The organism is Wandonia haliotis (assembly GCF_039523435.1).
GTDB lineage: Bacteria > Bacteroidota > Bacteroidia > Flavobacteriales_D > Crocinitomicaceae > Wandonia > Wandonia haliotis.
Window position 1 is genome coordinate 725,654 of the sequence record NZ_BAAAFH010000011.1, and the last position, 25,106, is coordinate 750,759.

A 25,106-nucleotide genomic window follows, 5' to 3' on the forward strand; every position below is an offset into this window, starting at 1 on the left:
CCCTGTTTTTATGTCATCATACCCTGCATAATCCGTTCCACTATCTGTAACTCAACCGATTTGATCGCTCGCCTCCTATTAAGTAATAGTTGTACACAAATCTATCCATGTCCAACTCCGTCCCGATTCCGTTTCTATTTAAAGATAGTAAATTTCCGTTTCAGTCGTTTTTCAGTTTTTATTTCAATGAACATTATAACGAAGTCATTTATTCGCTTTTATTTCGGGATTTGCCTCACTACTTGTCAACTAATAATTTACACTAAAAGTCTGTTTTACAAAAAAATAACTATCCAACTCATCATTATCTGTATCTAACCAGCCAAAAACATTCAAACTTTCGTCTTGTATTGAAAACTGGTGAAAAAATTGCGGGGCTACATTGAATGTTTTCAGAACTTTCCCATCGTTGGTACTTAATGTATACTTTCCTGAAGTGTATGATAAATATTTGTTATTCTCAAAAAAATAAACAGGAACACTACCATCTTTTTTCAAATTAATGGAAAACTTTTTGAGTTCTTTTCCGTTTTTTGAATACTTAATTACTTCAAGCTTGTTATCTCTTCCAACCAGAAATTCATTAAAATTAAATTCGTGATAATAAGGACCGCTATTTACTACTAAAAAATTATCCTTAAAACGTTTTAATGTATCATTGTTATTGAAATCATACAAAAAGTGATAATTTATTATTTGTTCTGCTAAAGATAAAAATTTATCACTTGAGTAGTCCCCCAAACATAATGCATGATTTGAAAACTTATTTATAGATAAAACATTTAGTGATTTAATAGATTTAATTATATTAATGCTTGAGTCTAAAATAAAAACTTCTTCTAATAAATATTCTGTTCCTATTCCAGCTAAGATTAAATTTTCTGACGTATGAAAAAGACGCTCTACATAGTATTCACTATCTATTTCTCCCATTAATTTAAATCCTGTATCTGTATAACTTAATAGTGAGTTATTCTCACCTATGACACTGATTTTATTATTATTAACACTAAATGTTGTGTAAAAAGGAAATTGAAATAATGTATCAATAGACTCAACTATATCACTAGATGAATCAATATCCATTTCACTTTTTTCAAAATTTAAGGAGCATGAAATAAACAACATTCCTATTCCTAAACAATGTTTTACTTTCATTATATTATTGTTTTTCAATAAATTAAAAACAAATCTTGTCGTCAGGTGCAAGTTTGATACATTATCTATGGGGATCAATAACCAAAGTATCTACTATTCTGTTATAAGAATAAAAAAAAGCTGAATACTCGATTTCAATACAATCCATTTTTCTTAAATGGTCTAATTCAATAGAATTTTTAAGCTGTTTTTTGGGTAAAGATCCTATATACTGTTTTCCATTCACAATGTATGAAAAGTCAAGATATTCAATGTATCGACTGGTACTTATTTTCAATAATTTACCACAGGTTTTATTAGTTTTAATAAAAACCAATTTATTAAAGATCGAAGATAGTATTAGAATCAAAAAAAAACCACTAATTATATATGCCATTTGCTTCTTAAATTGTGTTTGTTTCATATTCATTCTCCAATTTGATCATTTACTATTTTATTTCCGATTATAGTTAGAACAACAGATATACCAGCTCCAACTGCTTCAAATATAACAGGATTTTTGCCAGATGACAATCCTTCGGAATGTACGTCAACCAGTTTCATTGCTCCTTGAATAAAGGGAGTATATAAAAAGGATATCTCGAAATTCTGTGGCATAGTTACTAGGTACTAATTCTACTTCAATGTCATCAAGATCAATTTGCTTGATTTATTTAAGTTCTTTTTTCAATCCTAATGACCAAATAACTCCTTTTAGCAGTAATTCATATCCCTTAATAGTAGCTTTATCTTGGGCAAAGTAATTGTTTGAATATATTACAGCACAACTAAATAATAATTTAGTTTTAACTATCATAGCCATCCTTGGATGTTGGCTTTTAGTATATGAATTATCTCCCTTTTTTGTTATACTCCCTTTAGAAGATTTTGAGAACCTTATTAAAACAAACAACTACTAATCAATACATAATAAAATAAAAAGGTCATAGTTACCATCCGTAGCGTTCCATATTTTGCAGTCGTTTTATCACCTCAAGAATCTTTCCTACCACATACAGTTATCTAGTTCTTTGAAATAAATAAATTTCACACCCAAATTCAACAATACCTCCCTTTCAAAAATCACACTTTTAGAGAATTTAAGTTTTCTAGGCAAATCTTCTGAATCAATGATATCATAATTCTCATAACTTTTATGATTCTTGATTCTATTTTTTACTTTAAGGGAACTATATTTATTATCAAATGAGCCTTTTCTTGGTAAAAAGAAATATGAATTAGGTGTGTTTGGCAAAAAATTTAAAAGGTACCTAATTCCTTCCATATAATGAAAATCATTAAAAACAACAATTATCTTTTTCGTTGGGTATATGGATTTAGTAACTTCCAAAACCCTATCAAGACTTAACTTAAAAAAATTATGCACCAACATCAAGGAATCCATTTCCGGCAAATTATACTGGTCAACAAACTCTTGGATTAAAAAAAGCCGATCAATAGAATCTGCCTTGTTAATAGATTGCGTAGTACTTAAATCTACCTTATCCACAAATTTCGACCTAATTTGTTTGAACTTTTTCTCATCAACTCTTTTAAAATAATCAAGGTAAATCAAATCTTTCTCCTTAAAAAAGAACACTTGATTTTCTGAAAGAGTTTCTTGTAACATCTTTTTTATTACCCCACATGCTGTATCATAGTGTTTATCAATATCTAGTACTCCATTACTATACCCTTTTTTAGAAAAATGTTCTGGTCCGGAAACAATTACAACATTTCCCTTTTCTACACTTTCCGCAATGAATTCTACTTCTCTCAACTCCTCTAAACCATACCCATATACATAAGATACTTCCCCCTGTATGTTATTTCTTTCAAAAAAACTTCTTTCTTGTGACATAGCTTGAACCGGCAAGCTAAGTACAATAACAAGACATACCATCCATTTATTCATCTTAATTCTTTATTCTAAGTCAATAATTGTTTTCCATTGTCAAGAAAAGGTGGTAGGCAGACAGTCAATACACCAGGTCTCATCTCTTATTTTATAGTATTAATAAATAGACGATTGTGATGACAGGCAAATACATACTTGCAAGATAAAAGGTTATTTTATGATATTTCGAGTCATTCCGTTTACCTATGTAATAAATCGCCAATCCAAGCATAATAAATGGAGCAATAAAAAATATAAAAATAGCTCCGAGACTTGCTATTGCGGACCATTTCCAAAATAGAGAGGTCAAAACAATTAACAAAAATCCTCCGCAGATAAAAAATTCCAGAAACAATGCAACAATAGGTGGGTTCTGGATATTACTATTTTTCATTTTATGTAAAAGAATAAAGTAAAAAACAATTCCTAGTATGGGAATTACAAAATGTATCAATACAGCAGTAATTAATTCGGATGTATTCAGTTCTTCCATATTACCAACAACGGTTAAAAATCAGCAATGGCACCTTTTCAGATATAGCTTTTTTCGGTACTTTCATGTATTTGATATTCTCTGTTTTCTATCCCACGTGAATAGTATCACCAGGCTTACTTTCTTTTATTTTTTTGATTATCTCCTCGCCATGTTCAATTGATCTGCATGGAACAATAATTTTATTTGGTGGATTTTTAATATCGTTTATTACAGCCCAATTTCCAGCCATCATTTTTTCAATTTTCAATGTTCCGATTATTTTAGGTCTTCTCATTTAAAATCTGGTGTTTTATTCTAATTCAAATCACTACTCACGATATTATAATAAACTAAAGGATCATTAATTTATAGGCCTACATAAAAATGACTCTAAAAGTCGTAATAGTATATGTACTTTTCTCTATCTACCCATTATGGTTTACCAAATTTACGCGTTGCTTTAACAAAATGATAAATAAAATAAGAATTAAAAATTCTCATCAGAAACTCAATAAATAATTCTGAACCAGTATTAATATAGTCTGGCGTTTTATGTAAGGGGTTTAATAATATCCAAAACTGACCAAATTCAAAGTTTCCAGAAAAAGAATTACTCCAAAGGCAATTCATAATGAACAAAAAGAATATTGAGTGAAAAAGAAATAGCCAAATTAAAGGAAGTATCCAATTCTGCCCAAAGTCTGAAGACCATCGATTCAAAAACACCAAAACTCTATCATTCCACGGTATATCTTCCTCAATACGGACTAGTTTCCAATATAACTTCATTTCATTCCGATAAAAAGACAAACGATCAATCTGATTATTAGCTTTTATTGAAGCAGTTTTCAATTGTCGATAAGTCTCTATATGGTATTTTAAAGTAGAAATATTTACTTTATCGTACTTTTTTTCCGTAGGTAAAAAAGATTTTCGCAGCTTATAAAGGAAAGGTATTGTCTCATTCAAAAAAGAATTCTCCAAACTCTTTGACTTATCTGCCCATCTAATATTTATCATCTTCAAATTACTTAGATCGGAATTTTGAATATCCGGATATCTCGTAAATTGAACCTGATTTAGAATAAAATTATCAATATAGCAGCTATCAATAGTTATTGACTCTATCTCTGTTTCTATAAATTTAAGTATTCCACTATTTGAGTATACATTACTTAGGTTTAAGTTATCAATTTTTGTATTCTGTACTACAATATTTCCCGAGAATTTTAATTCTGAGACATCAAAATTTTTGACCTTATAGACATGGTCTAGAGAACTAGACCACTCAATTCCCTTAAATGTTTCAGCATTAAAATATAAGTTATTAATATCTGCTTCAATCCAGATTGAATTGAAACTATAAAGCGATATGCTTTCAAAATATGTATCATTATTCGATCTAAAGTATAAATCATCTATCTCTCTCGAATTTATACTAATAGAGCCCTGGAGGTTATTAGTACTAGTCTCGATTATAGCTTGGGCAACTTTAACATCTTGAACCTCTAAAGACTTGGTTATTTCACATCCTATAATTATTAATCGATAAGAGCTACATTCATTAATATATATTGATTTAAACTTACAATCTTGAAATTCAATCGTTGTTATATCCTTTAAATCTTCAACATTAAAAACTTCATTAAACTGACAATTAATGAACGCAAATGAAATTAGTTTATTAACATTAGTAAATAGAACCTTATCATTAAAAATACAGTTCTCAAAAACTATACTCTTATACCTCTTATTCTCGAAATCAATAAAACCAGCGTATTCGAAAGTTACATCCTTTATAGATTCCTGTTTTTCAAGACACTCAAATATATAACTTTGATCCTTCTCTTTTATCATTCTATTTTGAATTACTACTTTTTTAATGCAAAAGTATTTAGAACTCCCTAAATGGTCTTTTCAGAATGTTTGATTATTTGTTCTATGTCGGAAATAGTTCTTTGTACTTTACCCGATTATACTATTTGCTTGAGACATTATTGTTTTTATTTCCAAAATAGTATCCAATAATAACTCCAATAATTCCAGTAAATAGAGAAGCTGTTTTATCTAAATATTTTATCATAACATTATCGTTATCAGTCAAACCTATGAGTTCATTTTTGTAGGGATAAATTATAAGAAATCCTATTATTCCTATAAATGAAACTACTAAAATTAAAGCTAGTATATGTCTTATTTTATCCTCCATTATTGCAGTTTCTTAAGATTTGAATTAAGTTAATTATTCCATTATCATGTTTATCCGTTTTTTTTATCTTATTTAATCTCTTCTCTAAGCAACTAAAATATTTTACAGAACATGCTATTTTTGTAGGATTGTCAAAATTCACTAAAAAAATCTCCATTAGATAGAATCGCCCTGCTCCAGTAGAATTAATTACTTCTTTAAAATCATAGAACCATATTTCGTTGGTAGAATACCAGTGAACCCTATAATATGGAAATTTATCTCTTATTAATTGTTCATAAATACAAGTCTTTGATTCGTTAATTAGAATTTCCGACTCATCAAAGGGTTTTATTTTTCTTATATATTCTTCAGGTATAGATGAAATTGATGCACATCCTGATAAAAATAAAACACAAATAATTATGGTTTTTGGATGTATCATAATGTTGTTTTTAGTAGAGGAAAGATTTTCACTAAATCAAATATAGACAAAAAACATGCATTCATCTACACTTATATGCTGTTAACCTAATAATTAGCACAAATTTCAATTCCCTCTCCCACTCCGAAAAAACAGTCGTTATACTTTATCTGATTATCAACCCACTACAAAAAAATAATTCCTCCCCCTGTAACTTTTTGCGCTTTCAATTGTTTTACATATACGAGAACAGGTTTCCGATTCCGGAAAGGAGTCTTGTTTGGCTAAACGGTATTCATTCGCCTGTTTTTAGTAAAAACAGGGTTACTAACAGATTATTTCATGTAGTTTTTTTCTTTTTTCAACTCAAAAGAAGAAAAAGTAAAAAATTACATCTAAACAAATTGTAAATCATTTTTTATAGTATTGTAAATTAAAAATCAATAATTATGAAAACGACTACTACTTTAATACGCGGAATCGCACTGATTTTTTCCGTGCACAGTTTCGCACAAAACAACCCCGACTGCCAGCAAATATCGCTAAACAACCAGATTGCCATCAGCAACGACAGCACCACCATTACCGCTGTAGAAACTTCAGGGAATTACCAGTGGGTACGTGCCGACCAGAACAACGCAGCCATCGGCGGAGCAACGCTTTCGTCTTTCAGCCCGCAGCGAACGGGCGTGTATGCCGTGCGGATTACGTCTGCCGAATGCCCGACGGTATCCGTTGTATCGCAAAGCGTCTCGATGAACAAAGACGATATGGAAATAGCGGGCAATCTCAATGTGGCAGGCGATGCCAAGTTCGTACAGGACGTTGGCGTTGGCAAAAAACTGATACTCGATGAAATCACAACGATAGATTCAATCGGCGAGGCAAGCGGACTCCATTTTCTGGTGCGCGATGGCAATACCAACGGAGAGGTAAAAGGTGCACCCGGGATCGCATTCTCCGACATCATCTACCGACCCCGGGATTGTTTTGCCGGCTCCACGCCAACATGGGCCAACGGACCGGACAAGCTCTATGCCCTTTGTGGCAATGTAGGGATAGGCACCAATGCGCCGCAACACAAACTGCACGTACAGGGCGATGGGTTTTTCCACACCTCTTTGCAGGTAAACAGCCGGATGGCGGTGGGAACGGACATTTCCACGTTTGCCCGCCTGAAAGTCAGTAACCCTACAAACGGTGCAGCCGTGCATATCGACCAGTCGGACAACTCCACCCCCTATGCCAAACTCCTGTTTATGGAATATACCGACCCGAGTACGGAAATCCTCAAGGTGCAGCATTCCCAAACCGGGCATACGCCGTTGTATGTAGATGCCTCCGGAAACTTCCGGGTATCAGGCGAGAACCGGACACTTTTTTACATGAATGCCGATGAAGAAACATTTTACACCCGCCGGGTGGTAATCAATATGGACACCTGGCCGGATTATGTGTTCGAAAAGGATTACCAACTGCCCACACTGGCAGAAGTACGCACGCACATCACCGAAAAGGGACACCTGCCGGGCGTTCCCTCACGCAAGGAAGTACTGGAGCAAGGCAGCGACCTTGGCGAAATGAACCGCATCCTGTTGGAAAAAATAGAAGAATTGACACTGTATCTATTGGAGCAGGAAGAAAAAATGCAGCAGCTTGAACAGCGATTGACCGGGTTGGAAACAGGAAACTAAACACAGGAGACATGAAGTATTTACGACTCATTTGGATCCCCATTTTGTTGGGGTTGACTCACAATGTATCGGGTCAGACAGAATACATGATCAACGGTGGTTTTGAGCAATGGGATAATGATGATAATAACGACGGAATTGCCGACGATTACTACGACCATTCCATTGAATATGCTGTCGGGTGGCATAATCTGATTAACACCTGTGATGTAGTACACCCCAATTACGATATGATCTCCGGAACACCTCGTACGGGAGTTGCCTGCGGACGCTTTGGAGCACCTCAGAACGGAATGGCTGAATTTTGCTATGGAACAACACAACCCCTTACCGCAGGAGATACCTACCGGGTTTCTTTCTGGGTACGAAAAGATTACTCGACGGGAGCCGACAAGCAAATCGGGGTAGTGATTGCCCCGACGGTGCCCAATGTCCAGCTATCTCCTTATTCAAGCTCAATTCAGCCACTGATTACCTATGTTCCCACGGGTACGCAGTACGTACAGGTTTCAGCCTGTTTTACAGCCCAGAGCAGCGGAACACATTACCTGACTTTTGGTCCGTTTGGCGGAGTTTCTACACCGGAAAGCAATATTTACCTGATTGACGATGTCAGTGTAACATCCATTGACCCGGCTACCCAACTTCCTGTTGCAGGGCTAACTATCCCTACAACTGCATATTGCGTAGGTGATGCAATCAGTGTAGACGGAAGCTCAACGACGAACGAGGAAGGGTACCGTTGGGAAATTGTACGGACAAGCCCCGGAGGCGATGTTCGCTATAACTCCGGAGATCAGACCGGACAGGCAGGCACACTGGATGTTAGTGCCGTTATCGGAACTGTGTTACCCGGTGAATGCTACCGGGTATCTCTCACGGCTCTGGGGAGCTGTACGGACAGAACGTATGTAGACTTTTGTTTTGTAAACCCAAGGGTAGACATCCTCCACGAAGGAACTGCCGTGTGTGAAAATAACCCTGTAGAACTTACCGCCACGGGAGATAACGGATGGGTATACACATGGAGTAACGGACAAAGCGGAGTAGGATTAAAAACCGTTACAGTGTCTCCTACACTTGGAAACTCTAATTATTCCGTTACAGTTACCACTCCTGAAGGGTGTACGTTTACCCAATCACTTACGTTGGTAGTACATACCGCAGATAACCTTGCCCCGTGGATGGACGGGATTAATGGTACGGGAGAATACACCTATTACGTCTCGGCAGGGGGGCTCGTGAGTTTCACATCAACACTGTACAATGATGATCCGAGTGAGCAAATAGTTTACTTTGAAACGTATGATATACCTTCGTCTTTTACTACAGTTCCACCATCACCAGCGGGTGGAACATTTAGTTTCAACTGGCAAACAAGTCCGGCTACCCCACCAGGAGAATATTATTTTACACTAAGTGCAGATGACCGGAATGCCTGTATTCCTTTAACGGGAACCTTTACTTTCCGGATTATTGTTGTCTGTCGCTACTGCCCGATATGTATCAATTACGAAGACCGCACCCCGTACAACGACCCGCTTCCCGGAGAAACGAAAGTGGGGAACTGTATTTATGCCGGTTTGACGGACCCTGTGGAAACCGGAAATGCGGACGTACTCTTCCAGGCCGGAAATGAGATTGTACTGGGAGACTTTTTTTCAGCAGGTCCCGGATTTATCGGAGAGATCGATCCTTCGGTGTGTGTAGACGATTGCGAGGAGTGTTGTGAGGAGTGGGAAGGCTTTACGCTGGATACGCCCCTTCCCGATATATTTACGCCAAACGATGACGGGTTAAACGATTTCTGGTTTGTACGAGATGAAGACCATCCCTTTTGTGCATTCAATGCCCAGGGGTTCTCTTTGCTTATTTTCAACCGCTGGGGGAATGTCGTGCATAAATTGGAAGATTATGGCGTAGGGTGCTGTTCCTATACGGCTCCTTCTCCCAGTAACCCCATCCCGTATTCATCAATCTATTGGGACGGTAGAGACCACATCACCGGCGAGCTGGTCACCAGCGAAGCGTATTATTTCTACAGTATAACCCTATTCGGTTGCGGATGGGATGAACATTTCAGTGGTTCTATATACGTCAATTACACCCACCAGTACAACGGGCTGGGGCTGTTGGAGCAAAACGACGCCTATTTACTACCCGTACAAGCCGAACTGAGGGAACCCATAACCATGGAGGAAGGAGAAGAAGAAAATGAACGGGTTCGCCAACCCAGCCAAAGCGCCATTACCCTTTCGCCCAATCCGGCTACTGATCGGGTAACCATTCACGGACTGGAGGAACCCGAATACGACATGGTACTTTTAAGTGGCAAAGGCAGTAAGGTACTACAAAAGAAAGTGGCGCCGGGCGATAACCAAATCAATATCTCTCATCTCGCTCCGGGCACTTATTTTGTGTTAATTACCACGGAAGATACCGTTCATTTTGATAAACTTGTTATAAATTAGTGATTATGAGAGTGCTGTTAGGTGTGTTTTTGATGGGTATTTTCTGTTGGATGGCAGTAAGGTGTACAAAAGAAGTACCTACGATTACCCCTCCCGTAGATGAATGGGTACAAAGGAACCAAATATCAGGAGAATATAAGGTGTATGACACATTGGGAAACTATTTGTACATGATGCAAATCACAAGAATAAAAGACCCCACAGGTATGCTTGCTGATTCCTTGCGTTTTGAGAATTTCGATGACGAGTTTTCTTTTACAGTTGCACAATATAAATGGGCAAACCATGTAATGGGAGTTAGTATTGGAGGTCATGATACATTGTATGATACGAATCATAAACGTTGGAAATTATCAGGAGCGTTATTTGACGACTACAATAAATTTGAGAATGATACCATCCGTTTGCGCTTCCAAAAAACCAATATCAATTACTGGATGGAAGATGTCGTACCTTACTATGCTTGTGATTGCAAACAGGTTGCCGTAAAACAGCATTGATCAACATGATGGGTAGCAAATTACTTCAAATGGCAGGTTGGAGAATGCTAACAGTTGTTGGTGTTCTCCTGCTACTTGCCTGTAAGAAAGAGGTTTCTACATCAACACCCGAATTGCTTACCAGGTGGGATAAGATTGAAGGGAACTACAAGGTGTATGATACCCTTGGTGAATTTTTGTACGATCTGAATATTGTGCACGTCCCGCACCCGGAAAATGAAACCATTGATTCACTGCGGTTTGAAAATTTCGATGGAGAGTTTACGTTCACAGCTAAGCAAGAGAATTTTGCAAATATGCCTATGTATGTCAGAATTGGAGTTCATAATATTTTATTTGATACACAAAATAGACGTTGGAAATTAGGAGGAGCTGCTTATGAACATTACAATCAATTTGAAAAAGATACCATCCGTTTGCGCTTCCAAAAAACAAACATTAATTATTACATAGAAGATAGTACACCTTACTTTGAATGTGATTGCAAACAAATTGCCGTAAAACAGCATTGATCAACATGATGGGTAGCAAATCACTTCAAATGGCAGGTAGGAGAATGCTGACAGTTGTTGGTGTTCTCCTGCTTCTTGCCTGTACAAAAGAAGTCCCTACGATTACCCCTCCCGTAGATGAATGGGTACAAAGGAACCAAATATCAGGAGAATATAAGGTGTATGACACATTGGGGAATTATTTGTACATGATGCAAATCACAAGAATAAAGGATTATTCTACTAATTATTCCATTGCTGATTCCTTGCGCTTTGAAAATTTCGATGACGAGTTTTCATTTACAGTTGCTCAGTATAAGTGGGCAAACCATGTAATGGGGGTTAGTATAGGCAGTCATGATACGCTGTTTGATGCAAATCACAAACGTTGGAAATTGTGGGGTGTACTTTTTGATGACTACAATACCTTTAAAAATGATACCATCCGTTTGCGCTTCCAAAAAACCAATATCAATTACTGGATGGAAGATCTGGTACCTTATTACCATTGCATTTGCAAACAGGTTGCCGTAAAACAGCATTGATCAACATGATGGGTAGCAAATTACTTCAAATGGCAGGTAGGAGAATACTAACAGCTGTTAGTGTTCTCCTGCTACTTGCCTGTACAAAAGAAGTCCCTACGATTACCCCTCCCGTAGATGAATGGGTACAAAGAAACCAAATATCGGGAGAATATAAGGTGTATGACACATTGGGAAACTATTTGTACATGATGCAAATCACAAGAATAAAGGATTATTCTACTAATTATTCCATTGCTGATTCCTTGCGCTTTGAAAATTTCGATGACGAGTTTTCATTTACAGTTGCTCAGTATAAGTGGGCAAACTATGTAATGGGAATTAGAATAGGTAGTCATGATACGCTGTATGATGGTAATAATAAACGTTGGAGGTTAGGAAGTGCACTTTATGAAGACTATAATAACTATAGCAATGACACAATCCGTTTGCGCTTCCAAAAAACCAATATCAATTACTGGATAGAAGATGTCGTACCTTACTATGCTTGTGATTGCAAACAAATTGCCGTAAAACAGCATTGATCAACATGATGGGTAGCAAATTACTTCAAATGGTAGGTAGGAGAATGCTAACAGTTGTTGGTGTTCTCTTGCTACTTGCCTGTAAGAAAGAAATTGCTCCTATTACGGCTTCCATCGCAGAACCCTGGATGAAATTTATTGGAGAATACAAAGTATATGACACCATGGGAGTCTATTTATATGATATGGAAATTGTTCACAAGGAGTATAGTTTTCCAAATGGAGGGCATGGAGATTCTATTTACTTACAAAACTTTGATAATAACTTTAATCTATCCTTTACATATACTAATCAAAACCCAAATGATTTTCTTCCTTTTGGTTTTTATGATTCGATTAAAGGAATTACAGATAATAAAACGTGGCAAATATATAATGAAGGAGGTGGAAATAACAACAGGTTAATTAATGACACGTTATACCTCACATTTGAAAAGACCAATATCAGTTACTGGATGCAGGATCTGGTACCTTATTACCATTGCATTTGCAAGCAGATTGCCGTAAAACAGCATTGATCAACATGATGGGAGGTGTTCTACATCAAATGATCGGTAGGATAATGCTAATATTTACAGGCATCCTCTGACACTTCCATGTCGAAATAATTTACCCATTTTTATTTACAAAAACACACTGTGGGCTTTTCCTGATAATTGATTATCATTTTCTTTTACTTGTTAATCTGTGCGAAGAAATGATTTCTATACGTATCTGAAATGGGAATAAGTTGATCCGAAATTTTGATTCGACTTCGTTCGATTTCGTCTATTTTACTAATCGCAACCATATACGATTTATGTACCCGACAAATCATATTAGCAGGAATAAGTTGCTCCAATTCTGAAAAGCTTTGAAGTGTCATAATCCGTTTATTACTCGTATGTATTCTTCTGTAATCTCGCATTCCTTCGATATACAGGATTTCATCCAGATTAATTTTTTCCAGTCGGTTTTCTGTTTTTACGAAAATATATTTGCTCGTCACCCCATTAGACGGAACCGTATTTTTGTCGTAGATTTTGTTTACAGCCTGTAAAAACCGTTCAAATGAAAATGGCTTCAATAAATAATCTGTAACATGGAGTTCATATCCCTTTAAGGCATATTCCGAATAAGCTGTTGTAAGGATTACGTGACAGTCCAAATTTGTATTTTCAAGTAGCTCAATACCTGAAAGCTCATCCATATTGATGTCCAGAAAAAGTAAATCTACTTTATTCGACTTCAAAAACGCCAACCCTTCCAGGGCATTATCAAATGTCCTGAGCAAATTTAAAAAAGGTATTTTCTCAACAAAACCTTTGGTTTTTTCTAAAGCCAAAGGTTCGTCTTCAATAATGATACAAGAATACTTAATCATTCGTCAAAGTTAATTTTACACCGTAACAATTGTCCTGATCTGTAATTACTAAGCTGTGCCTTTCCGGATACAAAAGCGCAATTCTTTTTCGAATCAAATCATTTCCTAAACCATTGTTTTCCAGAAGTAAATCATTGTTTTTACTGTATTTGTTTTCGCACGCAAAAACAATCTTTTCATCTTGTACTATTAACGAAATAGTTATGGCTTCATCCATTTTTTTATTGTGCGTATGTTTAAACGCATTTTCAACAAAGGGAATCAGGATCATGGGTGCAATCATTTGATGTCCTATTTTTCCGCTTACCGTAAAGCGCACAAAATTATCATTGGCGGTTCTTGTTTTTTGCAAGGCGATATACTTTTCCATGTATTCAATTTCCTTTGACAAAGCAATTTGTTCTGTTTTAGTTTCAAAAAGCATAAAGCGAAGAATATCCGACAGTTTATTTAAATACTCAGACGCAACCTGCTGGTCTTTGAGTATTAACGCATCAATATTGTTTATCGTATTGAATAAAAAATGTGGATCTAACTGCGCTTTCACCAATGCGAGTTCTATCTGATGATTTTTTACAATAAGCTCTTCTTTCAATTTGATTTCATCATACCATGTGATGAAGCCTTTAATGATAATACTCATCACTCCCGCAACGAATCCAACAAGCGACATAGTTGCAATTTCTGAAAGAAAAGAATTAACACCTCCTTTAAATAGGATACCTGAACCTAAAAATAAGCTCAACATCAGGCCGCCAACAAAAGCAGCACTAACAGAAAACAATGCTCCGTAGACCAACGAAGGTCCTATTTTTTTTGTTTTTATGTATTTCGGAAAGAGATACCAATAGAACAAATAAAACGTGATCAAAGAAGGTAACAGGACAAATGAAAATCCTACTTTGATAATGTATTCAGGGCTAATGCCTGAAGAAAATCCAGTCGTTGCAGCGGCAACAATAACAAATAACAGTAAAAGGTAGGCAATCCAAAACCCCACATGAATAACAAAAACAACTGACTTTTTCATACTAAACAAATTTAATGAGTATTGACAGAAGCAAAATTCATGGTTTGTCCTTATTACAACAAACGTATTATGCAAAACGGGTAATTTCATCTGCAAAATAGAAAATAGCATCAGATTTCTACTCACTCATCTTTGTTTTATGTCTTCATTTTATCACTAAAATTGCTCTTGTTTTCCTATAATGGTATACGTTCGGTTTTTCTTTTAGATTTTAGTTCGGTGAGTTAAGCCCCATTCTGTTCCCTTCCGAATCAAGGAATATGGCAAAATACCCACTATCATCTGCATGAGCTGTTTTAGGCACTATTATTTGTCCGCCATTTTCCACTACTCTGTCAAGAACAACCTGTAGATCTTCTCCTGCGTTCAGATACATTGTTACGCCTTCTGCTGAAGGTTTATATCCGTCCGACTGGATCAGTATGCCTGTTACCACTTGCTCTTCATACGGCAAAATCCCCATTTGCATACCTTCGACATCCATTTTTTCAATTTTAAGGTCCAATACTCCCTGATAAAAATGGATTGCCCGTGAAATATCCGTTGCCGGAATTTCAAACATTGAAACGTAACTGTTCATTTTTTTTACTTTTGAATTGGTTAAAAGATCCTTTGTCGCTGCCTCAGAATTTATCTTCTCCGGATTGTTACACGCAACAAGACACATCCCAGAAACTATCACAACCTGAATTATTCTTTTGATCAGCATTACTCCTATTTATTTTGATTCAGGTGCAAATGTACAGGTCAGAAACCAGGCAAAATAGTAGAAATGCGACACAGCAAACTTACTTGTAGAAAAGTGCCGATAATGCCATCTGCTCATTTCCCAAAAATTCCTTTGGCGTGATTCCGACAAAGTCTTTAAAATCTTTGATAAAGTGATTTTGATCGAAATAATCACTCTCATAAGCAATACTTGTGAGTGTTTCTGATTTTTTGTTGAGTAACAAACTTAATGTTGCTTGCAGTCGGATAGCTTTGCTTAATTGTTTGGGACTGATACCTATTTGTTTTTTAAAATGTCTTTCCAGCTGTCTTCTCTTCGAAACATCACCTTTCAAAATCGCATGTATGGGAGTTGTTCCATTAGTTTTGAGCAACGTATCAACGGTTGATTCTACGATCGTACTAATTGTATTTTTTTCATTGAGTTTTTTCAGAAGAAAGGACTCGATAATATCAATTCTTTCCTGACTGTCATTTGCCTGAATCATTTGCCGCTCTAATTCATCGGTTTCTTCGGATTCGAAAAGTTCTGAAATAGGTGTTTCCCTGTCAACCAGGTTTTCAAGAGCTGTTTTTATGAAGTTTGCGAACCCGACAGGATAGAAACAGATTGCGAAGGTGTCAACATCACCAACGGGTAAGATGTCAAATGATTTTGTTCTTTGTCCCATTAGCATTGCATCAGGATGAAGGACAAAATCAGTTTCCGAAGTAAATCTTTTAATCTTATCTCCAAAATTAAACGTCATTTCGATACAACCATCGGGCACTATTTTTTGCTTTTGATTGTTCGGGTCAAAAGGCACTTCCAATGTCCAATAGAATTTGACGATGGATGCTAAATCTTTATGTGGTTTATATGTCTTGTAGTTCATCTATCCAAGATATTTCATCGGGGCACGTATAATGAAACTAAGAGATCCTACTTGTTTCTATACTCTCCTCATCTGACAGCGACCGGCTTTGGAAAACCCTGTAGATTCCCCAGGCACAGACTGACCAGACCCTATTTATACATGCTATTAACAACAGTTATTTTTAGTTCACCCAGGGTTCTTTGTCTTTCGCATTCACGAATTTTTCTCCATCAAAAATACACATACCCTGCCAGGTTCCGAACCAGAGTTGTCCTTTGTTATCTTCAAAAATACTCTGAACAACATTTGAAGTTAATCCGTTTTCGGTTGTGAACTGGTTGAAATTTATGCCATCATATCGGTAAACACCATAACCTTCAGCCGTAAACCAAATGTTCCCCTGACTGTCTTCGTAAAAATTATACGCTTCTACACCTGCAATAGTGCCATCTTGAGTGAAGTTGGTGTACGTTTCACCATCAAATTTGCTCACACCGCCATAAAAAGTTCCAATCCAAATATTTCCTTGTTTGTCTTCTAAAATATCCGCAACATGATTATCAGTAAGTTTATTGTCAGCTGTCAAATGAATGAATTCTTCCTTTTGGAATTTAAAAATTCCATTTCCATCAGTAACAAACCACATATTTTCATTCCTGTCTTCTAAGATTTTAAAAACCAGTTTGTCAGATAGCATAGGATTTGCATTTTCAACTCTTGAAATCGGTAACGAAAAAGATCTAAATTCCTCCCCGTTAAAATAACGAACCCCTCCTGTCGACCCAACCCAAACAAGTCCTTTTTTGTCAATTGTTACTCCCCAAATCTCTTCCTTCTGCACTCCTTCTTCTTTTGAAAAATTTGTAAACTCTTTACCATCGTATTTTAGGAGTCCCTCAGATGTTCCAAACCACAAATTACCTGCTTTATCTTCTACAATCTCCAAAACCCTAAAATGAGGGCTGATTCCTGCAATTGCGATTTTTTCAAGTAGTTGTCCATCATAGCGTATAATTCCATCTCCATTTGTTCCAAACCAATAGTTTCCTTTTTTGTCCTGGTACATCGTTCTTACAAACTCTCTTACCATTCCATTTAGGTTGGTGTGAATTTGAGGAAATGTCGTGTTTTGGTGTAAAACGATTGGCTGGAGAGTTACTTCATTTTCTTTTATATCAGAAATAGTTTTTTCTTTCACTTGTCCCGTACACAAAGTGATTTGAATAGTCATCAGAACGAAGGTTACATACTTTGCTTTTAGCATCATCTTATCACTTATTTTTATCCTAATAACGGTTTCGGGGCGATCATTATTACTTATTTGTATCACCCGTATTTTTTACTGCTGATTTAGCTTTTTGACTTCTCATTTGTACTATTTCCCTTCTCAGAAAATAGTAGTTGTTTTTTAGCTCATTTTCTCCATCATAAATAGTAAAAGGAATTTCATTTCCTATTGCAATAGGCTCAATAAGATATAGACAATAGTTAGTATACGAATTTCGATTATAACTCGGCACAAAATGAGAGTATTCTACTATGTTAAAAACATTGGTCAATTTCGTTGTATAACACACATTTTTACCTCGGATAATTATCAAATCTTTTTCTTGATTATATTGAATTATCCACTTTCTTTTTGAAAGAAAATAAACAGTAAAAGTTAGTCCTGAAAAAACAATAGACAAAACTATCAATACTAAATTCAACCTGAACAATAATAAAATCAAACAACTTACCCCTACTACTCCCGGAATGACAGCTATTAATTTATCATTTCTAATTGTATCTGATATGGATTTTGTCATTGCTATATACCTAGCCATTTTTCAGTAAACATATTTACTTTAATTTATAATATCTTTTTGGGTAAGTAGTCCCCATTTCTTTTATATTCAATATTAGTATCTCTTTAGATATCAATTCATATTTAATACTATCACGCTCCTTTAGAATAGGATGTTCAGGTCCAATTATAAAATTATCATGAATGTGATAAGTTCTTTCATATGGCTCATTATCTTTTATATAAAAAGTAAAAGTTTTTTCAGTAAAAACCACTTTAGGAGTAGATCCTTCAACGCCAGGATTTAACTGTTGCCATTCTCCAATTAATTTATTGGCTTCATGTTGCTCAACTTTTAGAAGTTCATTATCCTTTTTAGAACTATAGCTACTACACCCAAGAAATAAAATGGTAATTAAAATTAGATTAGTTGATTTCTTCATCTGTTTCCAAACTAGTTCATATATAAAGCGTATATTATACGCACTTGTTTTTATTTATACCTAATGTTCTATTCGACTAATCAAACGATGAACTACTAATGGACAAAAGTGATATTTACGTGATCACATAATTTTCCCAGTCTCCTGCCACTCGCCTATAGCCCAAATCCCACCATTTTCCGTAAGTTCACTTTCGTTGTAACCAGCACAGAACGGTCGAAAATACTACTTTCTTCCATTATTAACAATTTATACGCTTACACAAATAATTTCACCGGAGCTGTTCAGCTCAGTAGTTTTTTACAGATCCCGAACATCCTTTGTAGTATAGTTTTTTATTGCTGATAAATCAAAATCGTTTTCCGTTATAAAAGTAGCGTCTATTTGTTTGATTGCTCCTGTCGGTCTAAGCGACAACAAGTCACTATCGTCTTGTAATTCTTTTTTAAAAGCATCCCTATTTTCTGCACAACCAAGAATTATCCAGGGAAAACCATATTCGGTCTGCTGGTAAAAAACAGATAACCTGAATTGTCCCTTATCCGATAACAGTTCATCACCTATTGGTATCTCTTGTAACTCACCAAGAAATTCAATTTGTATAGCTCTTACATGATTATTGATATATAAATCTAGTATTAATCGTCTTTTTTCTGCTTCGATTTGATTTGCTATCTCCTCCTGTCCTTGATCTGCATTGGAATAACCTGGTTTTTCTGTTCGTAATAGTAGATAATCAATGCTATCATCAGGTAAAATCAGCTTATAAAGACTAAATATTTCTAATAAAATTGCCATATATTATAATTGCCACGAACCAGTATGTCGACCTTTATGATCTCATAACTATCTCGCAGCAATCGAAAATACTATTTTCTTGTATTAGTTGCCTGCTTTTTGTTTGCTTCCGGTTGGAACGACCTTGAATTTGTTTAAAAAACTTTTAAGGAAAGCATAAAAACAGCCCAACCAATCTCCCAATTGAGCTTTTCTTAAGATTTTGGCAGGATCATGAAATGATTCTTTCTACCGTAACTCCCGATTTGTATTGAAGGAAAAGGATTGAAAGCTGTTAAATAGATCTACGATGTATTGCAAGGCACTTGGTTTATGCATTTCAACTGTGTTCTGCAATGTTACGGAAGCTACTTCTTTTACTCGCTCAAACATTTGTGATTCATACTGTTCAAAAGCTGTCTGTACATTATCTGAATGGAGCAGGGCTTCACTCAACTCCAGCGCATCGAGCATCGCCATATTTACGCCTTCACCTGCATAGGGTGGCATACGGTGCGCGGCATCACCAATGATGGTTACATTATTTTGGGTCTGCCAATGCTGGTCTAGTGGAAAATGATACTGGGGTCTTGGAACAATAACCAATTTCTCTGTGGCAAATAATTCGTGATAAATACCATCCCAGTTTGAGAAATTTGTTTCGAACCATTTTTTGACTTCTGCTGAATTTTCAAAATTGACTCCAGAATCTTTGACCCAATTTTCAGCTACTTTTTCTCCTGTATAAAACGCTATACTACCATCACCTTTTGTACTTAAAATGATCGATTGCTCATTTCCAAAAGCAAATATTTTTCCACCTTTCAACAGGGAATTGATATTAGGAGCATTCTTCTCTACCTCATAAATAGTACCTTCAATTATGGTAACACCGGAATAAATGGGTTTTGCATCGCTGAGATAGGGTCTGATTTTAGAGTTGGCACCGTCTGAACCAATTACGATATCAGCATAATATTGTTTTCCATTTTTGAAAAGTAGTTTCCACCCATCCCGTTCCTTTTCCATTGATACAAATTGGCTATCCCAAACAACAGTGTCTGCTTGTAGAGACTCTAGTAACATTTTTCGTAAGGGACCCCTGTCTATTTCCGGCCGGTGCTCTGTATTGTGTTCTTCAGTATGGTCGTCCAAATAGATGTTGCCGCGATGATCCATCAATCGCAACTTACCGGCATCAGGAAGATAATTCGCATAAAATGCTTCCATCAGATTTGCTTTCTCAAGTGCCCTTATACCTGATTCTTCATGTAAGTCAAGGTTCGCTCCTTGTACCCGGTAATCTTTGTTAATGTCTCGCTCGTACACGGTCACGTTACACCCCACTTGTTGTAAAAGTCGTGCTAATGTTAAGCCACCGGGTCCACCGCCTACTATGGCTATTTTTTTATTTTTGATATTCATTACCGTACCATTTTATTACGGCACAAAATTACTCGCCGGGCAACGTCGAAAATTGTATAAATCGGTCGTTTTGATTAATCACTAGTTGTTTAGGGTTGACTCCCGCCAGTTTTTTGACCTCTTTTATAAAATGAGCCTGGTCTGCAAAGTTTTGTTCAGGAAAGAGTTTTCCTTTTTTGATGTGTTGAAAGGAAGCTCTGAATCTCAAAATATTACAATAGGATTTTAACGAAATACCATATTGTTGATTGAAATAACGATTTATTTGACGGCTACTCCATGCCACTTTTTCAGAAAGTTCTGCTACCGACATCGCACCGTTGGTAGCATAGATTAACGCAAAGAGGTTTTGCTTTCTTGCGTCTATTTCCTTCGGTACTAAAGATTTAATGGTTTGCGTTGCTTTTTGGCAAAAAAGTTCAAAATCGAGAAGGTCTGATGAGTTAAAGTTCCAAAAGTTAGCGGGTAAATTTTTAGCCTTGTTTACTAAATCAGCCATGCAATCTTTCAATAAATATTCGGAGGCTAGCGGTTTGAAACTAACGGCAAATGTTTTTCTATCCGCTTTGACGGCAGCATTTACCGGGAGAGTACCTATACCCAAAAGGGTGATATGAAAAGGCTCTGAAATGGATTGTGTAAAAAACAGATCAATACGTCCATCAGGCAGAATAGTAACCTGTTTGTCGCAATCATTTGGGTTGTGTAGCATCCAAAAACTCTCTACAAAAACGGATAAAGATGGATCAGAATTTCTGGTTTTATATACTATGTCAATAGGATCCATTTACTGTTTTTCTATCGTTTGTACATTTGTTGCTTGCCACTAGCAGTTGCAGCTATGTTATCGTTTTAAAGTGGCTTAGGTGTTGTCTAAAGTAGTTTATCTCAATACTCGCCATGGCTTTGGAATAAATACCCAATTACCTTTGATATTTACAAAATAGTTATAGCTCACCCCTGCTTCAGCATCTTTTTCACGCAAATAGGTGACCCGATAAAAAGTAACGTTTGGCTGAATTTGATCAACAATTTCCTTCATTCCGCCAGCATAATTCCCCTTGTTATCTTTAATGTCATACGTCGTAAATGTTTCTATTCTACAGTCAGCGAACACTTCATTTTCATTAGACTCATCATCAGGCAAACTACTTTTCATTTCTTCAACAAATCCATAAAAAGTATAGGCACTTTTGTCTTGAAAAATTAATTTACAGTCTTCTAGAGATGGAAGTGATTTTACAATCATTTCTGTTTGAGATTTTGAATCTAAATATTGACCAAAGTGAGCTTTTGCTTCCTCAGAATAATCCTGTGAATAGCATTCTAAGGATAAAACTGAGCTGATAAATACTAGTATGAGCAGTACATGTTTCATATCTTTTGTTTTAACTATTAATACTAACGGTCTTGTATAACGGCATTAGCAACCAATTGGTTTTTATTCCCTTGTATTTTGTCAGCGTGAGTATTCATAATTTTCCTTACCTGGTTTTGGTCAATTGCCTATAACGGTCTCGTGTATATGTAGTACAGGATTTGAAACTATAGCTCTCAAATCGGTACAAACGATAGCAAGCCGTTATTATATTGTTATTTACTGTTCATAAATATACTAACTGCGAGCGAAATAGATCTACTAACGTTTCAATTTAACACTTCAGCCCGCATTTGCTATAGCCGATGTTTTACCTTATTTTTTAATTTTCTTTTTCTTAATCACTCCTTTGTCAAAATCGGTCGAGTAAGTTATTTCTATTTCTCTGTCGTTAGAATTAATCTTCACTGTTTCAAAGTCAATTGAACCTTCTCCTCCTAATTCCCATATTCCATAATTCTTCTCAAATATCAGTAGTTGTCGTTCTTTTATTTCGTAGGAACAGCAACGAGCCATAAATCCCTGAAATGGTGTCGAAATGACAATTCCGTTTTCTTCAAATTCTTTATCATCAGGTATTATTGGAAATAGAAGTACGAATAAAATTAAACCAAAAAGAATTCCGCGAAATATTAGTCCAATTATCAGAAAGAATGCAATGGTCGCATAAATTGAGAAGTAGAAATTGATCTTCTTAAATGGCTTCAAGTAGAAAAAGAAAAGCGTCAGTCCGCTGATTGCTGTCAAAATCTCAATTCCAAATTCGATGTTTCCTTCGAGACTGTAGATTGTATAATTCTTGAAAAGGGAATTTAAAATCGCTATTGTCAAAGCGACAAAATGAATTCTTATTAATATTTTCCGAAGTCTCGTTTCCATATGGTAGCTAACAATTTGGCTATTCGTGGTGCGAGATTGGAATACACTTCACTGTCTGCCTGGCTATATGTTTGTTAATATTCATTTAAGCACTAAAACCCGTATTGTTTATACGTTTTGTTCTGCGTTCGTTATTTTATTTTTTCTATTGACCATTTGTTTATCACCCTATATCCTGTACTATCAACCGAAGCTCCAATCTGTCCCAAAATTGCATTAAATTCCGCAATATCACCAGTTTCGAAATGCATATTTCTAATTATTAAAGCGTTATATGTTATGTACTGTACCATCAAGTCGTATGAGCCCGAAGGAATTGTGAATTCAAATTTTCCATTTTAGTCAGTCGTTTCACTTAATTGCGTACAACTTGTTGTAAACCAAATATATCAAAAACAAAGTCATTGAATAAAGCTGCAAATGATGCAATTCTCCTTTATCAAAGTGCAATGGCAAACTATCTGGAGGTTATTACAGCTCAGAATAATTTGCTTCAAAATGAATTGGAAGCAATTACGATAAAGAGAGACAAACTTATTGCATTGACAACTTGATACCGGGCATTAGGAGGAGGAACAGAGTAATAATTAACTTGTTAAGAAAAGATCTGGAACAATTAAAAAAAAACCGGAAATTATACGATTGGCTGTTGCTTACGAAATTCAAAGTTTCTTATAATTTAAAACCCCTTCTATTTTCCCCTTTTGTTCCAGACTACCTGTTCTAGCAAATTCAGCCCACAGCGCACAAACTTTCATTTGGCTGTCGGCAAGTTCTTTTGCACTTATCCCCTCTACCAGTTTAGCGTTTTCCCAAAGCGAACTATCTCCAAAAAGCAGAGGCAAATCTATCGTATGCGTGGCTCCAAAGCCGTTGGTTTTGGAGCCCCAAATGATTTCGTAGATATAAACACGATTACTATCAGTAGCACAGTTCTTTGCGAATTTTTTCGTTCCTTTCTTATATACTTTTTTAGTAGTTGAATTAACGATTAATCTCTTCAAGAGTCCCCCTACAATGGGAGTATCGGCCATTTTTTTTAATTTGGGTATATGAGGAACAAAAAAAGAAGTTTCATCTTTCGTATAGCCAATTAAGACATTTACTTCTTTGGCTCTTTCGTTCCAGATTCTTACAACATCTTCTTCGTCAGGAAATGGATACTTTCCATACTGGTTTCCAAAAGGCATTGCCGCTTTTAAGCCATATTCTGACGCCGCTGCTATTACTTCATTTTGCCGGGTAAGAATTGTATCTATGTCAGCCTGACGTGGTATTTCTTTGGCTACTTCAATCATATCTTGAATCATTTGTTTTCTATCAAATATCAAGCCCAGAGGAGCACTTTGTATAATGACATTTTTAAACAAACCTTTTGATTCCTCAATGAGCATCATTTGAGCAACGGCTTCACCTCCAGCCGATTGTCCAAACAAGGTAATATTATCAGGATTCCCTCCGAAATACGAGATATTCCTGTTCACCCACCTAATAGCCTCCAGAATATCAAGGTACCCCAGGTTTGGAGGAATGTCATTATATCCCCCCAGAAAACCTAATAAACCTAAACGATAAGAGACGTTAACTACAATTATGTTCTGATTATGAACTAATACTGCCGGATCAAAAATTGGGGCGTCTCCAGCTCCAGAAACAAAACTCCCACCATGAATCCATATCATAACAGGGAGACTGTCCCTGTTATTATCCGGTCTGGTGACCGAAAGATTCAAACATGCTTCAGACTGTTCTAATAGATCTAATAACTCAACACCGAACATTTCTGAAAACGATGGTCTTTTCTCCTGAGGGCAAGCAGGCGAAAGTTTCTGAGAGTCTGAAAGGATTGTTGATCCTTCTACCGTGGATGGTAACTCATATCTTTTTGCCTTTGCATAGGGAATATTAGTCGCTTTACGTACGCTATTTTCAACAATGAATCTGACTTCACCCAATGGCGTATTTATGAGTTTATTTTGAGACAGAGAATGAATGGACATAAAAAGTGCTATTATTACTAAGTTACTACTCTTCATTTACTGGTTCTTTGGTTCGGATATTGATGAAGCCCCTATTTTCAGCACCAAGTAACA

General features: G+C 36.0%; 28 protein-coding genes. 8 read left to right on the forward strand and 20 right to left on the reverse strand.

The window, feature by feature from the left end:
• Positions 1-249 precede the first annotated feature (249 nt).
• The 7 genes from ABDZ97_RS11580 to ABDZ97_RS11610 all read right to left on the reverse strand — a co-directional run bounded on the left by ABDZ97_RS11580 (position 250) and on the right by ABDZ97_RS11610 (position 6,142).
• Positions 250-1,158: a hypothetical protein gene (locus ABDZ97_RS11580; protein ID WP_343787768.1), complete on the reverse strand. Its 909-nt coding sequence runs from the start codon at positions 1,156-1,158 to the stop codon at positions 250-252.
• Between the two features lie 405 nt (positions 1,159-1,563).
• Positions 1,564-1,755, reverse strand: a complete 192-nt coding sequence (locus ABDZ97_RS11585; protein ID WP_343787770.1) for a hypothetical protein — start codon at positions 1,753-1,755, stop codon at positions 1,564-1,566.
• A 388-nt stretch (positions 1,756-2,143) separates the two neighbouring features.
• On the reverse strand, positions 2,144-3,052 hold the full coding sequence (locus ABDZ97_RS11590) for a hypothetical protein (protein ID WP_343787772.1): 909 nt from the start codon (positions 3,050-3,052) through the stop codon (positions 2,144-2,146).
• A 563-nt stretch (positions 3,053-3,615) separates the two neighbouring features.
• Positions 3,616-3,804, reverse strand: a complete 189-nt coding sequence (locus ABDZ97_RS11595) for a hypothetical protein (protein WP_343787774.1) — start codon at positions 3,802-3,804, stop codon at positions 3,616-3,618.
• Positions 3,805-3,941: 137 nt separating this feature from the next.
• Complete coding sequence (locus tag ABDZ97_RS11600; protein WP_343787776.1) at positions 3,942-5,366, reverse strand: hypothetical protein; 1,425 nt, start codon at positions 5,364-5,366, stop codon at positions 3,942-3,944.
• A 121-nt stretch (positions 5,367-5,487) separates the two neighbouring features.
• The gene (locus tag ABDZ97_RS11605) at positions 5,488-5,718 is read right to left on the reverse strand and encodes a hypothetical protein (protein ID WP_343787778.1); all 231 of its coding nucleotides are present in this window, start codon (positions 5,716-5,718) and stop codon (positions 5,488-5,490) included.
• Positions 5,708-6,142: a hypothetical protein gene (locus ABDZ97_RS11610; protein ID WP_343787780.1), complete on the reverse strand. Its 435-nt coding sequence runs from the start codon at positions 6,140-6,142 to the stop codon at positions 5,708-5,710. Before ABDZ97_RS11610 ends, ABDZ97_RS11605 begins: the two co-directional genes overlap by 11 nt.
• 428 nt (positions 6,143-6,570) lie before the next feature.
• On the opposite strand from ABDZ97_RS11610, the gene ABDZ97_RS11615 reads away from it, so the two are divergent.
• From ABDZ97_RS11615 to ABDZ97_RS11645, 7 genes are read left to right on the forward strand one after another with little or no spacing between them, the layout of a single operon-like run.
• Positions 6,571-7,815, forward strand: coding sequence for a hypothetical protein (locus ABDZ97_RS11615; protein WP_343787783.1), 1,245 nt, complete (start codon positions 6,571-6,573; stop codon positions 7,813-7,815).
• An 11-nt stretch (positions 7,816-7,826) separates the two neighbouring features.
• On the forward strand, positions 7,827-10,286 hold the full coding sequence (locus ABDZ97_RS11620) for a T9SS type B sorting domain-containing protein (protein ID WP_343787785.1): 2,460 nt from the start codon (positions 7,827-7,829) through the stop codon (positions 10,284-10,286).
• 5 nt (positions 10,287-10,291) lie between these two features.
• Complete coding sequence (locus ABDZ97_RS11625; protein WP_343787788.1) at positions 10,292-10,786, forward strand: hypothetical protein; 495 nt, start codon at positions 10,292-10,294, stop codon at positions 10,784-10,786.
• Between the two features lie 29 nt (positions 10,787-10,815).
• Complete coding sequence (locus tag ABDZ97_RS11630; protein ID WP_343787790.1) at positions 10,816-11,298, forward strand: hypothetical protein; 483 nt, start codon at positions 10,816-10,818, stop codon at positions 11,296-11,298.
• Between the two features lie 5 nt (positions 11,299-11,303).
• Positions 11,304-11,822 carry a hypothetical protein gene (locus ABDZ97_RS11635; protein ID WP_343787793.1) on the forward strand — a complete coding sequence of 173 codons (519 nt, stop codon included), beginning with the start codon at positions 11,304-11,306 and terminating at the stop codon, positions 11,820-11,822.
• Between the two features lie 5 nt (positions 11,823-11,827).
• Entirely contained in the window at positions 11,828-12,346 is a 519-nt protein-coding gene (locus ABDZ97_RS11640) for a hypothetical protein (protein ID WP_343787795.1), read from the forward strand.
• Positions 12,347-12,351: 5 nt separating this feature from the next.
• Positions 12,352-12,864 (forward strand): hypothetical protein, encoded by a 513-nt coding sequence (locus tag ABDZ97_RS11645; RefSeq protein ID WP_343787797.1) that lies wholly within the window; start codon positions 12,352-12,354, stop codon positions 12,862-12,864.
• Positions 12,865-13,019: 155 nt separating this feature from the next.
• Here ABDZ97_RS11645 and ABDZ97_RS11650 read toward each other — a convergent pair whose 3' ends face one another.
• The 12 genes from ABDZ97_RS11650 to ABDZ97_RS11705 form a co-directional block, all read right to left on the reverse strand.
• Entirely contained in the window at positions 13,020-13,709 is a 690-nt protein-coding gene (locus tag ABDZ97_RS11650; protein ID WP_343787799.1) for a LytR/AlgR family response regulator transcription factor, read from the reverse strand.
• The gene (locus tag ABDZ97_RS11655; RefSeq protein ID WP_343787801.1) at positions 13,702-14,739 is read right to left on the reverse strand and encodes a sensor histidine kinase; all 1,038 of its coding nucleotides are present in this window, start codon (positions 14,737-14,739) and stop codon (positions 13,702-13,704) included. The genes ABDZ97_RS11650 and ABDZ97_RS11655 overlap by 8 nt, the downstream gene beginning before the upstream one ends.
• Positions 14,740-14,950: 211 nt before the next feature.
• Positions 14,951-15,319: a VOC family protein gene (locus ABDZ97_RS11660; protein WP_343787803.1), complete on the reverse strand. Its 369-nt coding sequence runs from the start codon at positions 15,317-15,319 to the stop codon at positions 14,951-14,953.
• Positions 15,320-15,527: 208 nt separating this feature from the next.
• The gene (locus tag ABDZ97_RS11665) at positions 15,528-16,343 is read right to left on the reverse strand and encodes an AraC family transcriptional regulator (RefSeq protein WP_343787805.1); all 816 of its coding nucleotides are present in this window, start codon (positions 16,341-16,343) and stop codon (positions 15,528-15,530) included.
• 163 nt (positions 16,344-16,506) lie between these two features.
• Positions 16,507-17,655 (reverse strand): ligand-binding sensor domain-containing protein, encoded by a 1,149-nt coding sequence (locus ABDZ97_RS11670; RefSeq protein WP_343787807.1) that lies wholly within the window; start codon positions 17,653-17,655, stop codon positions 16,507-16,509.
• Complete coding sequence (locus ABDZ97_RS11675; protein WP_343787809.1) at positions 17,639-18,151, reverse strand: hypothetical protein; 513 nt, start codon at positions 18,149-18,151, stop codon at positions 17,639-17,641. Before ABDZ97_RS11675 ends, ABDZ97_RS11670 begins: the two co-directional genes overlap by 17 nt.
• Positions 18,152-18,167: 16 nt before the next feature.
• Positions 18,168-18,554, reverse strand: coding sequence for a hypothetical protein (locus tag ABDZ97_RS11680; RefSeq protein ID WP_343787811.1), 387 nt, complete (start codon positions 18,552-18,554; stop codon positions 18,168-18,170).
• 300 nt (positions 18,555-18,854) lie between these two features.
• A complete protein-coding gene (locus tag ABDZ97_RS11685; RefSeq protein WP_343787815.1) occupies positions 18,855-19,352 on the reverse strand; it encodes a hypothetical protein in 498 nt (165 codons plus the stop codon).
• Between the two features lie 228 nt (positions 19,353-19,580).
• Positions 19,581-20,756, reverse strand: a complete 1,176-nt coding sequence (locus ABDZ97_RS11690; RefSeq protein WP_343787817.1) for an FAD-dependent oxidoreductase — start codon at positions 20,754-20,756, stop codon at positions 19,581-19,583.
• A 28-nt stretch (positions 20,757-20,784) separates the two neighbouring features.
• Positions 20,785-21,543, reverse strand: coding sequence for a DUF6597 domain-containing transcriptional factor (locus ABDZ97_RS11695; RefSeq protein ID WP_343787819.1), 759 nt, complete (start codon positions 21,541-21,543; stop codon positions 20,785-20,787).
• Positions 21,544-21,639: 96 nt separating this feature from the next.
• Complete coding sequence (locus ABDZ97_RS11700) at positions 21,640-22,134, reverse strand: hypothetical protein (protein ID WP_343787821.1); 495 nt, start codon at positions 22,132-22,134, stop codon at positions 21,640-21,642.
• A gap of 315 nt (positions 22,135-22,449) precedes the next feature.
• On the reverse strand, positions 22,450-23,013 hold the full coding sequence (locus tag ABDZ97_RS11705) for a hypothetical protein (protein WP_343787822.1): 564 nt from the start codon (positions 23,011-23,013) through the stop codon (positions 22,450-22,452).
• Between the two features lie 404 nt (positions 23,014-23,417).
• Here ABDZ97_RS11705 and ABDZ97_RS11710 point away from each other — a divergent pair, with 404 nt between their 5' ends.
• Positions 23,418-23,567 carry a hypothetical protein gene (locus ABDZ97_RS11710; RefSeq protein ID WP_343787823.1) on the forward strand — a complete coding sequence of 50 codons (150 nt, stop codon included), beginning with the start codon at positions 23,418-23,420 and terminating at the stop codon, positions 23,565-23,567.
• Positions 23,568-23,675: 108 nt separating this feature from the next.
• On the opposite strand, the gene ABDZ97_RS11715 is transcribed toward ABDZ97_RS11710, so the two are convergent.
• A complete protein-coding gene (locus tag ABDZ97_RS11715; protein ID WP_343787825.1) occupies positions 23,676-25,049 on the reverse strand; it encodes a carboxylesterase family protein in 1,374 nt (457 codons plus the stop codon).
• Positions 25,050-25,106: the final 57 nt, after the last annotated feature.

Bases quoted from the DNA above. Each gene is read 5' to 3' on its own strand.
- ABDZ97_RS11580 (WP_343787768.1), bottom strand. From the start codon at position 1,158: ATGAAAGTAAAACATTGTTTAGGAATAGGAATGTTGTTTATTTCATGC.
- ABDZ97_RS11585 (WP_343787770.1), bottom strand. From the start codon at position 1,755: ATGCCACAGAATTTCGAGATATCCTTTTTATATACTCCCTTTATTCAA.
- ABDZ97_RS11590 (WP_343787772.1), bottom strand. From the start codon at position 3,052: ATGAATAAATGGATGGTATGTCTTGTTATTGTACTTAGCTTGCCGGTT.
- ABDZ97_RS11595 (WP_343787774.1), bottom strand. From the start codon at position 3,804: ATGAGAAGACCTAAAATAATCGGAACATTGAAAATTGAAAAAATGATG.
- ABDZ97_RS11600 (WP_343787776.1), bottom strand. From the start codon at position 5,366: ATGATAAAAGAGAAGGATCAAAGTTATATATTTGAGTGTCTTGAAAAA.
- ABDZ97_RS11605 (WP_343787778.1), bottom strand. From the start codon at position 5,718: ATGGAGGATAAAATAAGACATATACTAGCTTTAATTTTAGTAGTTTCA.
- ABDZ97_RS11610 (WP_343787780.1), bottom strand. From the start codon at position 6,142: ATGATACATCCAAAAACCATAATTATTTGTGTTTTATTTTTATCAGGA.
- ABDZ97_RS11615 (WP_343787783.1), top strand. From the start codon at position 6,571: ATGAAAACGACTACTACTTTAATACGCGGAATCGCACTGATTTTTTCC.
- ABDZ97_RS11620 (WP_343787785.1), top strand. From the start codon at position 7,827: ATGAAGTATTTACGACTCATTTGGATCCCCATTTTGTTGGGGTTGACT.
- ABDZ97_RS11625 (WP_343787788.1), top strand. From the start codon at position 10,292: ATGAGAGTGCTGTTAGGTGTGTTTTTGATGGGTATTTTCTGTTGGATG.
- ABDZ97_RS11630 (WP_343787790.1), top strand. From the start codon at position 10,816: ATGGCAGGTTGGAGAATGCTAACAGTTGTTGGTGTTCTCCTGCTACTT.
- ABDZ97_RS11635 (WP_343787793.1), top strand. From the start codon at position 11,304: ATGATGGGTAGCAAATCACTTCAAATGGCAGGTAGGAGAATGCTGACA.
- ABDZ97_RS11640 (WP_343787795.1), top strand. From the start codon at position 11,828: ATGATGGGTAGCAAATTACTTCAAATGGCAGGTAGGAGAATACTAACA.
- ABDZ97_RS11645 (WP_343787797.1), top strand. From the start codon at position 12,352: ATGATGGGTAGCAAATTACTTCAAATGGTAGGTAGGAGAATGCTAACA.
- ABDZ97_RS11650 (WP_343787799.1), bottom strand. From the start codon at position 13,709: ATGATTAAGTATTCTTGTATCATTATTGAAGACGAACCTTTGGCTTTA.
- ABDZ97_RS11655 (WP_343787801.1), bottom strand. From the start codon at position 14,739: ATGAAAAAGTCAGTTGTTTTTGTTATTCATGTGGGGTTTTGGATTGCC.
- ABDZ97_RS11660 (WP_343787803.1), bottom strand. From the start codon at position 15,319: ATGAACAGTTACGTTTCAATGTTTGAAATTCCGGCAACGGATATTTCA.
- ABDZ97_RS11665 (WP_343787805.1), bottom strand. From the start codon at position 16,343: ATGAACTACAAGACATATAAACCACATAAAGATTTAGCATCCATCGTC.
- ABDZ97_RS11675 (WP_343787809.1), bottom strand. From the start codon at position 18,151: ATGGCTAGGTATATAGCAATGACAAAATCCATATCAGATACAATTAGA.
- ABDZ97_RS11680 (WP_343787811.1), bottom strand. From the start codon at position 18,554: ATGAAGAAATCAACTAATCTAATTTTAATTACCATTTTATTTCTTGGG.
- ABDZ97_RS11685 (WP_343787815.1), bottom strand. From the start codon at position 19,352: ATGGCAATTTTATTAGAAATATTTAGTCTTTATAAGCTGATTTTACCT.
- ABDZ97_RS11690 (WP_343787817.1), bottom strand. From the start codon at position 20,756: ATGAATATCAAAAATAAAAAAATAGCCATAGTAGGCGGTGGACCCGGT.
- ABDZ97_RS11695 (WP_343787819.1), bottom strand. From the start codon at position 21,543: ATGGATCCTATTGACATAGTATATAAAACCAGAAATTCTGATCCATCT.
- ABDZ97_RS11700 (WP_343787821.1), bottom strand. From the start codon at position 22,134: ATGAAACATGTACTGCTCATACTAGTATTTATCAGCTCAGTTTTATCC.
- ABDZ97_RS11705 (WP_343787822.1), bottom strand. From the start codon at position 23,013: ATGGAAACGAGACTTCGGAAAATATTAATAAGAATTCATTTTGTCGCT.
- ABDZ97_RS11715 (WP_343787825.1), bottom strand. From the start codon at position 25,049: ATGAAGAGTAGTAACTTAGTAATAATAGCACTTTTTATGTCCATTCAT.